The 13,174-nt window shown below is 71.1% G+C and carries 13 protein-coding genes and 1 tRNA gene; 8 read left to right on the top strand and 6 right to left on the bottom strand.

Going from position 1 to position 13,174, the window contains the following annotated elements:
- The first annotated feature begins 15 nt into the window (after nucleotides 1–15).
- From Voc01_RS50735 to Voc01_RS50720, 4 genes are all read left to right on the top strand, one after another.
- A complete protein-coding gene (locus tag Voc01_RS50735; protein WP_203935009.1) occupies nucleotides 16–420 on the top strand; it encodes an effector-associated constant component EACC1 in 405 nt (134 codons plus the stop codon).
- Nucleotides 417–3,209, top strand: coding sequence for a caspase, EACC1-associated type (locus Voc01_RS50730; RefSeq protein WP_203935008.1), 2,793 nt, complete (start codon nucleotides 417–419; stop codon nucleotides 3,207–3,209). Before Voc01_RS50735 ends, Voc01_RS50730 begins: the two co-directional genes overlap by 4 nt.
- Before the next feature lie 31 nt (nucleotides 3,210–3,240).
- The gene (locus Voc01_RS50725; protein WP_203935007.1) at nucleotides 3,241–4,563 is read left to right on the top strand and encodes an extracellular solute-binding protein; all 1,323 of its coding nucleotides are present in this window, start codon (nucleotides 3,241–3,243) and stop codon (nucleotides 4,561–4,563) included.
- 105 nt (nucleotides 4,564–4,668) lie between these two features.
- Entirely contained in the window at nucleotides 4,669–5,937 is a 1,269-nt protein-coding gene (locus Voc01_RS50720) for a hypothetical protein (RefSeq protein ID WP_203935006.1), read from the top strand.
- Between the two features lie 47 nt (nucleotides 5,938–5,984).
- Here Voc01_RS50720 and Voc01_RS50715 read toward each other — a convergent pair whose 3' ends face one another.
- Complete coding sequence (locus Voc01_RS50715) at nucleotides 5,985–6,494, bottom strand: maleylpyruvate isomerase N-terminal domain-containing protein (protein WP_203935005.1); 510 nt, start codon at nucleotides 6,492–6,494, stop codon at nucleotides 5,985–5,987.
- A gap of 88 nt (nucleotides 6,495–6,582) precedes the next feature.
- On the opposite strand from Voc01_RS50715, the gene Voc01_RS50710 reads away from it, so the two are divergent.
- Complete coding sequence (locus Voc01_RS50710; protein ID WP_203935004.1) at nucleotides 6,583–7,932, top strand: hypothetical protein; 1,350 nt, start codon at nucleotides 6,583–6,585, stop codon at nucleotides 7,930–7,932.
- Between the two features lie 94 nt (nucleotides 7,933–8,026).
- Here the strand turns inward: Voc01_RS50710 and Voc01_RS50705 are convergent, their stop codons facing one another.
- The 4 genes from Voc01_RS50705 to Voc01_RS50690 all read right to left on the bottom strand — a co-directional run bounded on the left by Voc01_RS50705 (nucleotide 8,027) and on the right by Voc01_RS50690 (nucleotide 10,439).
- Nucleotides 8,027–8,608: a DUF4231 domain-containing protein gene (locus Voc01_RS50705; protein ID WP_203935003.1), complete on the bottom strand. Its 582-nt coding sequence runs from the start codon at nucleotides 8,606–8,608 to the stop codon at nucleotides 8,027–8,029.
- A 103-nt stretch (nucleotides 8,609–8,711) separates the two neighbouring features.
- Nucleotides 8,712–9,377, bottom strand: a complete 666-nt coding sequence (locus Voc01_RS50700) for an SMI1/KNR4 family protein (RefSeq protein ID WP_203935002.1) — start codon at nucleotides 9,375–9,377, stop codon at nucleotides 8,712–8,714.
- 443 nt (nucleotides 9,378–9,820) lie between these two features.
- Nucleotides 9,821–9,893, bottom strand: a tRNA-Ile gene (locus tag Voc01_RS50695).
- A 297-nt stretch (nucleotides 9,894–10,190) separates the two neighbouring features.
- On the bottom strand, nucleotides 10,191–10,439 hold the full coding sequence (locus Voc01_RS50690) for a DUF6221 family protein (protein WP_203935001.1): 249 nt from the start codon (nucleotides 10,437–10,439) through the stop codon (nucleotides 10,191–10,193).
- Nucleotides 10,440–11,213: 774 nt separating this feature from the next.
- On the opposite strand from Voc01_RS50690, the gene Voc01_RS50685 reads away from it, so the two are divergent.
- The 3 genes from Voc01_RS50685 to Voc01_RS54385 all read left to right on the top strand — a co-directional run bounded on the left by Voc01_RS50685 (nucleotide 11,214) and on the right by Voc01_RS54385 (nucleotide 12,649).
- Nucleotides 11,214–12,071: a hypothetical protein gene (locus Voc01_RS50685; protein ID WP_203935000.1), complete on the top strand. Its 858-nt coding sequence runs from the start codon at nucleotides 11,214–11,216 to the stop codon at nucleotides 12,069–12,071.
- A 157-nt stretch (nucleotides 12,072–12,228) separates the two neighbouring features.
- Nucleotides 12,229–12,459, top strand: a complete 231-nt coding sequence (locus Voc01_RS50680; RefSeq protein ID WP_203934999.1) for a hypothetical protein — start codon at nucleotides 12,229–12,231, stop codon at nucleotides 12,457–12,459.
- Nucleotides 12,460–12,520: 61 nt separating this feature from the next.
- Nucleotides 12,521–12,649 (top strand): hypothetical protein, encoded by a 129-nt coding sequence (locus Voc01_RS54385; protein WP_275423840.1) that lies wholly within the window; start codon nucleotides 12,521–12,523, stop codon nucleotides 12,647–12,649.
- Nucleotides 12,650–12,726: 77 nt separating this feature from the next.
- Here Voc01_RS54385 and Voc01_RS50675 read toward each other — a convergent pair.
- Nucleotides 12,727–13,174: cellulose binding domain-containing protein (locus Voc01_RS50675; RefSeq protein WP_203934998.1), on the bottom strand; the 448-nt coding region annotated here is incomplete at its 5' end.

Genomic DNA, 13,174 nt, shown 5'->3' with positions numbered 1-13,174 from the left:
GCTAACGTGTCGGCGGTGACTGACGAATTGTTGGTGACGATCGTCGATCCCACGTCCAGGTCGGGCGACGACCTCAGGTCCATCCGCGGTTGGCTGGCCGGGCACGACGAGTTGCGCGGCCGGGTCGACCTGCGGGCGGCCGCGGCACCGGCCGACGCGCTGGGCCCGCTCACCGACGCACTGGTGGTGGCCGCCCCGCTGGCGGCGGCCGTGGTGCCGGCGTTGATCTCCTGGATCCGCAGTCGGCACACCGACATCAGCCTGACGATCAGCCGGGCCGACGGCACCAGTGTCGAACTCACCGCCCAGCGTGTCCGCCGCCTCGGCGCCGACGAGCTTCGTGGTGAGGTCGACCGGATCGTCCGCGGGTTGGAATCAGCAGAGCGCACAGAGCCGATGGAGCCCACGGAGACGCAGTGAACGTGTCGGCCGGGCCGGGCGATCTGGGCGACGCGACCGTCCTGCTGATCGGGACCGGCGACCACCCGCGCACCTCCGGCCTGCGCACGGTGCCGGCCGTGGGCACCACACTGGAAGACCTGCGGTGGGCGCTGGTGACGCGGTGCGGTGTCGATCCGGAGAACGTCACCGTGGTCGAGCCGGCCAACCCGTCGGAGTTCGCGAGCGCGGTCGCCAAAGCGGTACGCGCCGCCGCCGGTCCCCTGGTGTTCTACTACGTCGGACACGGCGTGGTGAACGACCGCGGCGAGCTGTACCTGGCCACCCGGGAGACCGAGGTCGAGTGGGAGCACACCTCCCAGCCGTTCGCCCAGATCCGGCGGTACCTGCAGAACAGCCGCGCGCCCGTGCGCCTCGCGATCCTCGACTGCTGCTACTCGGGCCGCGCGGTCGACGTGCTTGCTCCGGCCGACCAGAAGCCGTCGGTCGACATCGCCGGCTGGGCGGTGCTCGCGGCCGCCGGTCGCGACGACTTCGCGTTCGCGCCGTCGGGTGCGCGTCACACCGCCTTCAGCGGAGAGCTGATCACCCTGCTGAACGAGGGCGACCCCGGCGGCCCCGACCCGATCACCCTCGACTCGGCCGTCGAGTACCTGCGCCGGCGGCTCGGCGGCGGCAACTTCCCGCTCCCGGAGTTCGTCCGCAAGGGCCGCGTCGACGAACTGGTGCTCGCGCCGAACGCGGCGCACACCGGCGGCCCGGTGGTTCCGACGAAGCTGGTGCACGCCGCCGCCCGTCGCTCCCGGGGCGGCTGGGTGGCGGCACTGGCCGGTGCCGTGGCGGCCGGACCGGTCGTCGCCGCGATCGCCGACGGCGCGCTGGCCTGGACCCCCGCCGGTCTCCGCGGGTGGCTGCCGTCGGCACCGTGGCGCTGGGCGCTGCTCGTCGTCGTGGCCGCCGCTCTCGCCGTCCGGCTCGACCGGGGGATCCGTACGCGGGCCGCCACCCGGATCGCCCGGTGGGTGACCGCGACCGTGCCGTGGGACCGCCGGGGTGTCGGGCGGTGGCCCGTCGCGCGCCGCATGACCCGGCGGCTCGTGGCTCCCGGCCGGTACCCGCACTTCTGGCGCCGGTCGCTGAGCCTGGCGCTGCCGCTGGTCCTCGCGCTGGTGTTCGCCGGCGGCGCGCTGCAGGCCGCCGGTGCCGCCCGGGTGACGCTCACCGGCTGTCCGCCGCCGGCGCAGATCTCGGTACTGACCACCCCGGACAGCTACGACCCGGTGCTGCGGCTGCGTGACGCGTACGAGCGGGCCGCCGAGCGCGACTACGGCTGCCCGGTCGCGCGGGTGCACGTCACCGCCGCACCGGAGCAGCAGGCGGCCGCACTGCTGCGCGCCCGGTGGACCGACGAGGCGCGGGCGGCGGTCGGGCCGAGTCCCGACGTGTGGCTCCCCGACTCGTCGGTGCACGTGGAGACTGTCCGCGGCACCGCTCCGGTCGCGGAGATACGCCACCTGGCCACGTCCCCGATCGTGGTGGCCACGCCGGAACGCGGCCTGGACACGACGGGTGCCACGGAGCACCTGCCGCTCACCGGCGCGACGCTGACCGACCTGCTCCGCGGCGCCGACGACGTCGGCCGCCGGGTGGTGGTGCCGGAACCGACCGCGTCGGTCACCGGAGAACTGGCCCGGAGCCCGATCTACGCGGCGGATCCCGGCGCCGGACCGGCGGTGGAGGAGAAACTCGACCGGGCCCGCACCGAGGCCCGGTTCCCGGCCGGAGCCGACGTTCCCACGCTGCTGTGCCACTACGACGAGACACGCTCCACTGTCGCCCTGCTGCTGCCGGAGCAGGTGGCCGTCCGTTTCAACCGGGGCGACCCGATCGGTCCGGCGTGCGGCGCGACGCGGCCACGCTTCGACACCCGTCTGCGCCTGTCGTACCCGGCGAGCACCGCCGTGCTCGACCACCCGTTCGTGCGCCTGGACTGGCCGGCCCGGTCACCGGCGCAGCTGGCCGCGGCCCAGCGGTTCGGCGCCTGGTTGGCCGCGGCCGAGGGGCGGCGGGCGCTGGCCGAGATCGGCCTGCGGCCACCCGGTTTCGCCGGTGGCGGCGCGCTGACCACCGATCACGGCGCGCTGCCGGGTGCGCCGTTCAGCCGGGTGGAGCCGGACGATGCCGTCCGGGGGCGCATCCTCACCGCGTACCGCAACGCGATGCGCGCGGGCCGGGTCCTGCTCATGCTCGACGGCTCCGGGTCGATGGGAACCCGCAGCGCGGGGCTCCGCCGATGGGACGCCGCGACGCGGGCCGCCGTCGACGGGACGCGCTTCATGGGCCCGGACGACGAGGTCGGGGTCTCGGTGTTCCAGGGCGACGACCCCAGCGGGGTACGCCGACTGGTCGACATCGGGCCGCGGGACACCCTTGTCGGCGGTCAACGCCGGGACGCGGCCGCCGCGGCCGCGCTGAACGCCGTCGCCGTCGGCGGTCGCACGCCGCTGTTCGCCGCGGCCGTCACCGGCGCGACGGAGGTCGGCCCGACCGACGACAAACGGATCACCGCCGTGGTGATCGTGACCGACGGCGAGGACGACAACGCGAGCCGGTTGACGGCCGAGCGGTACACCGAGGCGGTCAGCGGCCAGCGGGCCCAGATCTGGGTCGTCGCCATCGGTGAGGCGAGCTGCTCGGCCCGCAGCCTCCGGGCGCTTCCGGCGAGCACCGGTGGCCGCTGCGTGGAGGCGCTGCCGGGCGCCGTCGGTGACGTGCTGCTGGGTGTCCTTCGGGAGTTGTGGCGAGGCTGAGAGCACCGCCGTGGAAGGGAAGGGATCGTCGATGGTGCGCCGATTCGCGACCGCCGTCTGGGAGTGGGCACGACGCCACCGCTTCCGGTCCGGCGTCCTGACCGGTGTGGTCGTCGGCGCTCTGGTCGCCGTCCTCGTGCCGGCTCTCCTGCCCGACCGTCCGGACGGCCTCGAGCCGCCGACCGACGATCCGCTGATCATTCTGAGCGGCCTCGACGAGAGCGACGACAAGCAACGCGAGATCCTGGTCGCCCAGTGGAACGCGACCCACCGGCAGCAGGCGCGCATCGTGTCGCTGCCCGCGCGGGCCGACGACGCCCACGCCGCCATGGTCGAGTACGCCCAGGCCACCGCCAACCGCGTCGACATCTACAACCTGGACGTGACGTGGACCGCCGAGTTCGCCGCGGCCAGGTACATCGTCCCCTTCCCGGGCGGCCCGGTCGACCGCTCCGGCTTCCTGGAGAAGCCGTTGCTGACGTGTGAGTGGAACGGCAAGTTGTGGGCGTTGCCGTTCAACACCGACGCGGCCCTGCTCTACCACCGCACCGACCTGGGGCTGGAGCCGCCGGGCAGCCTGACCGGTGTCCGCGCCGCCATCGACCAGGTCCGGCAGCGGCCGGTGGCGGAGCGCCGCGGCGTCGAGGCCGGGTACGTCAGCCAGTTGCGGGCCTACGAGGGGCTGACGGTCAACGCGCTCGAAGCCATCTGGGCCGCCGGTGGTGACGTGGTGAGCCGGGACAACCGGATCGTCATCAAGTCGGAGGAGGCCGCCGCCGGACTGCGGTGGCTCGCCGCCGGACTGGCCGAGCCGGGCAACCTGCCGTTGATCCTTCCCGGGTCGCGCGGATTCGACGAACGCGGCAGCACCGATGCCTTCGCCGAGGGCCGGGCGGCGTTCATGCGCAACTGGCCGGTCGCGTACCGCCTGCTGACGCCGGAGGGGGCGCCGGCGCCGCGGGTCCCGTTCGCGGTCACGCCGCTGCCGGGCGGGCCGAGTGTGCTGGGTGGCCAGAACCTCGCGGTGTCGAGCCGGTCGGCCCGGCCGCGTGCCGCCCGCGCACTCATCGAGTACCTCACCAGCGAACGCAGCCAGCAGATCCTCTTCGAACGCGGCGGGCTCGCCGCCACCCGGCGGATCGTCTACCTCGACGCGCGGGTGCAGGAGCGCTATCCGTACGCGCAGACGCTCCTCGAGTCGATCGAGGCGGCCCGTCCCCGTCCCATGACCACGAACTACGTGGCCTTCAGCCAGGTGTTCCAGGGCGTCGTGCGGGAGGCGCTCGACGACAACGGCCGGATCACCGACGACCATGTCCAGCGGCTGGAGGCCGCCCTGCGCGGCCGGCGTTGACGATCGCGGACCCGCCGGCCGTCCGGCTTTCGCCGGGCGGACACGGCAGCGTGGTGGTGGTGACGGCTCCGGATCATTTGGACGCGCGTCGATACGATCGCCGCCATGACGGAGAGTTGGTGGCGCAGGATCGGGCCACGGTGGTGGGCCGTGACGGCGGCGGCCGCGGTGCTGGCCGTCGGGGTGATCGTCGTCCTGGTCATCCGGGACGGGGACGACCCGGCCGCGTTCTCGGTCACGGTCAGCGAGGGCGCCGTGATCTCCGGGCCGGAGCCGCGGTTCGCCGGTGATCCGCCGTTCCGGGGCGCCGGTGCGGCCCTGGGCGACAGGGCGCTGCTCGAGCGGGCGGCGCGGGCCTGGCTGCACAAGGCTCAGGAAGACCGTTCCTTTCCGGCACCCGCGGAAAGCCCTCATCGCGACGCCGACGAGCCACGCTGGCGGTTCGCCGCGCTGTGGGCGGGCGACCGGGCCGGCGGCCCGCTCGTGCTGCTGTACTCGGCCGGATACGTGGTGCGCTACCAGGAAGCGGCGGCCGGGCGCGGCGCCGTCGTCGGTGAGCCGGAACCGATCAAGCGGGGTGTCGCGAACAGCTGGAGCAACCAGCCGCTCCGGCTCGACGACGACGGATGGCTGCTCACCGACGTGCTCCGCGACGCCACCGTCCGGGTCGTCGGCACCGGGGTCCGGGAGGAACGGGTGACCGACGGCGTGCTCGCGGTGCGCGGCGAGGCGCTCGTCGTGGTCACCGGGTCGGTGTGGCTGCTACGCAGGGACGCCGCGTTCGAGCTGGTCGTCACCGACGCCCTGCGGGCGGAACTGGCCGACGACGACGGGGCCCGGCGGGTCGCCCGGGCTCTGCTCGCCGCGACGGCCGAACGCGACCGCTACGCCCGGGCACCGTATTCGCAGATAGCCGCGGACCGGGCGCCCGCCGACCTGCTCTGGCGCGGCGACCTGCCCCACGTCGGCCGGCTCACCGCGGTGGTTCTCGATCCGGGACGCACACCGGCGGTCGCGATCGGCGCCGGTACCGGTGGCGCACTGCTGGCCCAGGGCCGCCGGCCGTCGTCGACGCGCTCGTTCGACACCGGTGGCCGGCTGCCCGCGCCGATCCTCGCCGCCGGCTGGACCAGTGGGCCGAACGGAGACGGGCCGTACGCCCTGGTCGTGATCGGTGGGCCAGAGATCGCCCGGCTCCACGTACGGATCGGCACCGAGCAACGGACGGTGGCCGCGCGGGTCGCCGCGTTCAGTCCGGCGGAGTTGCGGATACCGATGGACGCCAACGGCAAGCTCGGCGAACCACCCGGCGCCGCGGTGTACGGCGAAACCGCCGACGGCACGGCGGTACCGGTCATCGGCGGATGGTCGTAACCGCCAGGCTGAACGAGTCGACACCGAGTCGTGACCGCTGTGGCGACTCAGCCGGGAGGCGCCAGCGTCAACTCGCGCCCGAGGTCGAGGTGGTGGACGGCCAGTTCGACGGCCCACGTGGCGAGGAAGTCACCGGTGGACAGGACGTGGCCCTGGAACCGCACGGCGCCGGGCGCCAACCGAGCCGCGGCGGCGCGGATACCGGCCACGGCCGGCAGCATGTGCCGCACCGCGTTGGACGGTCGCCGGTAGGACGCACCCAGCAGCCGGACGAACCACATGCCGTCCAGTTCGTCGGCATCGTCGTCGGTCGTGGGTAGCGGGGCCTGCCAGTACGAGGCGGCGTCGGTGTCGGGATTCTCGTCGGTGAGGGTGACCAGACCGAGCAGCATCTCCTGCAGCCCGAGGTGGACGTGGACGACCACGTCGCCGGCGGTCCAGCCCGTGCATCGGCTGGCCGCCATCAGATCGAGGTCGCTCAGGGTCTGCACGCACGTCGTGAACGTGTCGAGCCCGTCGAGGAACGACCCCCGGGCCTGCTCGTGGTCAACATTCATGTTCACCCATTCCTTGCGTCGACGGGGCAGCGGGGAACGTTTCCAGCATTCACACTTGTGGACGTTTGTCATCAGGCAAAGGAGTAGTATGCGTCGTCTGTCCACAATTCTCGTCGCGGGCGTAGCCGGACTGGCCCTCGTGGCCGCCGGACCCCAGCCGGCGGTCGCCGCCGAGCAGGAGCTCGTCGTCGTCAACTCCGTCACCGTGCTCGACACCGGCTTCTCCGACATGGTGAAGAGCGACCGGATCTTCCTCTCCGGCGGTGCCGACCACGACACCATCCAGATCGCCGACCTCGACGGAGTCATCGTCGGCACGATTCCCGGTCAGGCGGGGGCGACCGGGCTCACCCTCAGCTCCGACGGCGGCACCATCTACGCGGCGCTGTCCCGGGCGGACGCGATCAGCGTCATCGACACGGCCACGGGCACCGAACGCGGCCGGCTCGAACTCGGCACCGGTACCTGCCCGTACGACGTCGCCCTGGCCGGCGGCAAGCTCTGGTTCAGCTACGGCTGCCGCGGCTCGTCCTCCGGTCACCTCGGCTCGTTCGACCTGGCCGACCCGGCGGCGCCGCCCGTCCTCGGCCAGGGTGACTACCTCACCTTCGCGCCACGGCTCGAAAGCGGCTCGGCCGACGACCCGCTGCTGTTCGCGATGGTCGAGGGCGTCTACCCGAACCGCTTGATCAGCTACGACGTCACCGGCGCGACCGCGGTGCGGCGCACCGCGGTCGAGGAGCTGATCAAGAGCGTGTCGGAGTTCGCGGTGACCGCCGACGGCTCCACCGTGATCGCGGCGACGCCCGGGCCGTACCAGTTCACCACCAAGCTCGCCGCCTACTCCACGGCCGACCTCACCGAGGTTGGGAGCTACGGCGCGCCCGGGTCCACGATCTCGCTGACCGTCGAGCCCGACGGTCGGATCGCCACGTACTCCGACGACCGTGGACTGGCGTTCTTCTCTCCGGGCAGGTACACCCCGGACTGGGTGGTCTACCGCCAGTTCGGTCTCGAACCCGCCCACCGCGGACTCGCGATCGGCGCGGCGAACCGGCTCTACCTGGCCACCAAGAGCCTGAGCAACTCGGCGATGAACCTGACCACCATCGACGCGCCCCCGGACACGTCCCCGGTCGCCACCGACTTCGAATTCACCTCACCCACCTCGGGCGGTGAGGTCGGCAAGCCCGTCGTCTTCGCCGGCACCCTCAAGACCGAGAAGGGCGAACCGGTGGGCGGCCAGACCGTCCACGTGACCCGCACCGACCGCCGCGGCACCGTGACCCTGCCCGACGTCACCACCGCGGCCGACGGCTCGTTCGGGTTCCGCAACCGCCCGCGGGCGACCGGCGAGAACACCTGGACGTTCACCTTCGACGGCACCGACCGGTACCTGCCGAGGACCTACACGGTGAGCATTCCCGTCACCCGATAGCCCGTGACATGGCCCTGTGCGCCGCGGTGAACGAGACGGCGCACAGGGCCATGCCGCGACGGCCGCTCCGCCGGGCGCGACCGCGCGCCGACGTTCAACGAGCGGTCGGCGGCGACGCCGGGATGCCGGGCTGGAACGAATCCCCGATCCGGCGGAACTCCACCCATTGCCTGCTGACATCGGCCCAGATCTGCTGTTGGTCGGCGAAGAACTGATCGAAGTTCTCGCGTGTGGTCTCGTCGGCGGCTGTCGCAACCAGGTGGTAGTCGATCTCGTCGCGTAGGCGATTCAGGCGATAGCGTGTTTCCTCCATCAGAATCCACCTCGACCGCCAGTTGTGGAACAACTCCAAGGAGCCGAGGAGAGTGACAGCCGCGACCATCGGCAAGGCTATGGTCGCGTTGAATGGGATCTGCTGGATGCCCAGAACCACAGTCGACAGGGCAGTCAGCGTGAGCGACAGGGTCTTCGACCATGTCGCCCGGCGCCTGAAGTACGACTTGCGGGAATCCGCCCAGTCCATGTCAGCTGACACAAGATCCCTGAAGAGCGTCACCGCTTCGCGCAATGGCAGGGCCTCTCGCCGTCCCGCCAATGCCAGAAGTCCCTGCTCTGACGTCATTGTCTGCTGACTCACGTATGCCGGCCGCCGCGCCATACAGCCATGGTCGGACATGTGGAGATTGTCGGCACTCGGAGTGTCATTCATCTGCGGCGGAGACCGCCAGCCACGACCTCGCCGCCCACGCGGACACCGAACTGCCCTGACCTGTATCCGCTCACACCGACCGGAAGCAGCAGGTCGACACCTCGACCGGGGCGGGCCGCAACGGTTTGCCGTTGAGGTGGGTCTCGCCGGCGCTCGACCACCACAGGGTGCTCTCCGGTGTGAGGTACGGGACCCAGTAGCGGCGGCCATCGTTGGAGTTGCCGTCGGCGCCGCCACCGCGTAGGAGGGCGCCAGCCGTGTCGGCCAGGTAGGCGCCGAGGCTCGGCCACGCGTGGGTGAAATCGCCGCTGTTGTCGTGGACGGCGGTGCCGAGGCGGCCGTGGCCCGGGCCGGGGCGCAGGTCGAAGATCTGCGAGTCACCGTCGATCTGGGAGAACGGGAGCCAGAGCTCGTGCCACCACGGCTCCTCGCCCTCGTCGAGGGTGTCGTGGTAGTCGCCCTCGTCCTCGTCGATCTCGAGGCACATCTCGTAGTGCTCGACGATCCCGTCGACCGACAGTGGCGGGTGGCCGGGGAACAGGTTGTCCCATTGCGTCAGGCCGTTGTGGCGTGACAGCGACTCGACGAGTTCGGGCGGAAACGCCAGTCCCAGCCGGGCTTCGGCAGCGGCGATCGCGGCGGCGTCGGCCGGCCCGGCGAGGAGAGCGGCGCTGCGGGGCGCGTGTCTGGCCAGCCAACGCTCGATGTCTGCCCACGCGTCAGTGACCGTGCCCATGATCGAACTGTACCCGGACCCGGCGACCAGGCAGACGATTCTCCGGACAGGCGGGTCGTCGATCGTCCGGGACCGGTTGAGCCGGTGGTCGGCGTTTACCTTCAGCGGAGTGAACGTCGCACAGTTCGACATGAAGTGGAAACTGATCGGTCCCGGCTGGGCCCGGTTGACGTGGGTCGTCGACGACGACACAGCGCGTGTCGGTGCAAGCCGTGGTCCGGGCGGCCACCAACATGGCCGAGGCCGTCTTCGAAAGGCACGGAGACGAGGGCTACCAGCGCTCATGGAGAGGTATGCCGTTCCCCCACGCGGTGGCGGCCGTCCTGCGGGGTGAGATCCCGCCGACTCAATACGGAGTCGATGAGAGCCGGCGCGCTGGTCTGGCCGGGCTGCGATCGCCGAGCTGATCGTGTTGCACGGACCGTGCTGGACGTGTCGATGGGTGGGGCAGACGGGACTTGAACCTGCGACCGACGTCTTATAAGGACGTTGCTCTGACCGTTGAGCTACTGCCCCTGGGCTCGACGGCGCGGGTTTCTGAAAGCGCGATGTCTAGATCATCGGCGCGCGTGCGTCGAGCATTCGGCGAGGCGAGGTATGCAACGACCGGAGGCGACGGCGACATGCCGAACGTCGTGAGGGCCGCTGACCATGTCGGCAGCGTAGCCGATCCGGTCGCGCGTTGGATTGTCACGCGGCTGGTCGTGGAGTGCGACGGAGTCGGCATTGGAGAGCCTGGGGATCACGTCGCGCGGTCGAGGGTAATGGGGCAGATGGAGTCAACCTTGGATTTCGTCCGGGCCTGGCGAATGGCTACAGCGCCCACCCCGGGTTGTAGCCGTGCCGGTCGGCGTAGGCCGAGGCCAGCGCGCGTAGCGTGTCGCACGGGGTTTCTACCGGGGCGCGGTCGTGGTCGTCGAGGGTCATTGCGCCGCAGGAGGTGCACCAGCCGAGCCCGTCGTCGCGGTGCAGGTCCAGAATCGCGCGGTGCGCGGCTGCGATGGGGCCGGGTTCCTGGTCGTCGGCGAGTTGGGCGCGTAGCCAGGTGGCCAGGTCGGTCATGGTGTCTCCTGCTTGGTCGGGCCGCGACCGACATTACGTGCGGCGCGGTGCGCGTCGGGGAGCGGGTGTCAATCGCGAGCCGGCTGCTGTGGGTCCCGTGCTCCTGCCGCCAGACCACACAGACCGGTTGCACCTGGTTGACGATTCCGCCGATCGCATGACCAAACAGCATCCGGACCCGCCGCTGAGGGTGCTCGTTGATCCGGCGTTCCCGCATGCCCGGTGGCAGGATCCCGGCATGCATCGTGACGCCTGCGAGTCGCCGGTGGCCCGGTGGGATCTGCCGCCGTCGCGTTGGTGCCGGGGGACCTGGGTGTGCACGGGGTGCCGCGCGGTGACCCAGATCGGCACTGTCGCTTACGAGGTGTGCAGCGATCGGGCTGCGATCTCGCCCGGCCGGGTCGGTTGAGCCCCCGCCGGTCGATACAGCGCAACCATGCCGCTGTACGTCGTGGCCGATTGGTCAATGTTTCGGTCAACGTCAAGCAACGTCGCTGACGTGTGCGGGATGATGTGCGACGCGCAACGCGGTGTCACCAATCTGCCCGCGTCCTCGGACTTTCCACGGAGCATGTCGTGACCGATACACCTTCATCCCCGGTCCCGGATCCAGTTGAGGAACGGCAGTCACAGGGGTTCACTCCCGGCGCCCCCGACCCTGGCGCTCCCAACGATCTTGACCGCCCGTCCGTCCGCCCCGGGTGGAGACAGCGCCGTTCACTCGTCCTTGCTGCTGCACTGATCGTTGCTGCGGTCCTGCTCGCGAGTGGCGCGTTGGCCTACTACCGGTTCGTCCGCGAGGACCCGGGTGTTGCCGCCTGCAAGGCGATCAGGGATGGTCAGGTTGGACCGCAAGACGGAACCGAGGGCAAAGAGATCACGGAGACTGAGTACCGCGCCATCCGCAAGCAGTTCGCAGACTCGCGTCACGACGACATCCGCGATCACGGCACCAAACTGGTCGACGTCATCTGGCAGATCCAGCAACTTCCCGAGGGCGAGGAAATGGGCGCGTTGGCGTTTCTCGGACCGATGGCGACCCACGTCACCGGCCTGCAGTCCGCCTGCGCCGACCAGGGAGTGGAGTTCACGCTGACGCCGGGGGAGGACGCTGGGTCCTCCGGAGACCCGTCAGGCGAAGACGCTACCTCGGCCTCACCCGTAGCGACTGAGGGCTCGGCCGCCAGCGCCGAGGGTCGCTCCGTCACCTTCCCGGACGGCATCACGCTGACCCTCGACAAGGTCGAACAGATGCCAAGACGACTCGCCTCCGACTTGCCCGCCGACCGGGCGATCGTCCGAGTCACGTGGACGTTCCGAAACACCAGCAGCGAAGCGGTTCCCCTTGAGCCTTACAGCCGGTACCTCACTGTGTTGTCCGGGCCGAACCGCGTCCGGGGCGAAGCCGAGGCCGGCTACTCCACCAAGAACCCCGACGAACAGCTGCAGACCAGTGAAGAGGCCACCCGCATCGCTCCTGGGGGCAGCGTCACCATGTTCGAGTCGTCTACCGTCCCAGCCGCCGACCTCGGCGACCTCACGGTTCAGATCGAACCGGTCGCCGCGAACGAGAATGGCGCCTGGGAGCCGTACACCTTCACCGACGCCGAAACCATGCTGGTCACCAGATAAACGCGCCGTCAACCCCGTGGCGACCATCCCGACGGGGGACTGGAATGGGCGCCAGCTGTGTCCAACTGGTCGATGCGGCCCACCGGCACGACCCAGTGCGACGTGTCTGGCCGATCGGTGACAGTCGCACGCGGCCGGCACCGTCTACCGTGGCCCCGTGTTCGTCCTCCGCCGCCGGTCCGTGCGGGGCGCCGTGCCGGTTCTGCTCCGGGTCTGCGCCGCCGCCCTGGTCGGATGCTCGCCGCCCAAGCGGGTCAACAGCGCCGTCCTTCTCCGCGACGGCAGGCCGACGGTCGTCGTCCACCTGTGCTCGGGTAGGGACCGGCTGACCGGGCTCGACCTGTACGAGAGCGGCCCCCAGCCGTCCGGGTCCACCGGCGCCGAGTGACGAGCGCAGCTACCGGGTCTCCGTCGACTACAGCGGGCCCAGTGAGGGCCGCGACTCCGGAGTGACGTTCACGATGGGCGACCTCCGCTCGCTGCCCGCCGGCGAGGTGTGGTCCAGGCCCGAGTCGTACGACCGCGAGGTGCCGATGACGCTGGAGGCGTTCCGCCGCTTCGCGAAGGCGTCCTGCTGACGCTTCGCGAAGGATTCCGCCGATGCGGCAGCGGGCGGGCGCCGCGTCGGCACCCGCCCGCTGGTGTCAGGCGGTCGTCACGGGGTGGTGCAGGTCAGCGTCGGCACCGAGTTGGTGCCGCTCCACGTCCCGTTGAAACCGAACGACGTGGACGCGCCGGCGCCCAACGAGCCGTTGTGCGACACGTTGCGTACCGAGTGCGAGGCGCCGTTCGGCGTGTCGGTGCCGTTCCAGATCTGGCTGATCGTCTGGCCGTTGGCGAACGTCCACCGCACGGTCCAGCCGTTGATGGCCGAGGTGCCGGCCCGCACGGTCACGGTCGCGCCGAAGCCGGTGTTCCACTGGCTGTCGATCCGGTAGGTCGCCGCGCAGGCACCGGGCGGGGTGTTGGGCGACGAACTGCTGCTCGACGGCGGGCTGCTCGAGCTCGACGCCGGGGTCGACGGCTGGTCCTGCGGGGGTGCCACGCCGTTGGCGAGGCTGTAGGCCAGCTGCGGTTGGAAGCTGCCGGCCTGGAACGCGCAG

The organism is Virgisporangium ochraceum (assembly GCF_016863655.1).
Taxonomy (GTDB): domain Bacteria; phylum Actinomycetota; class Actinomycetes; order Mycobacteriales; family Micromonosporaceae; genus Virgisporangium; species Virgisporangium ochraceum.
Note: the sequence above shows the minus strand (reverse complement) of the source record. Positions and strands in the feature narration are given on the sequence as shown.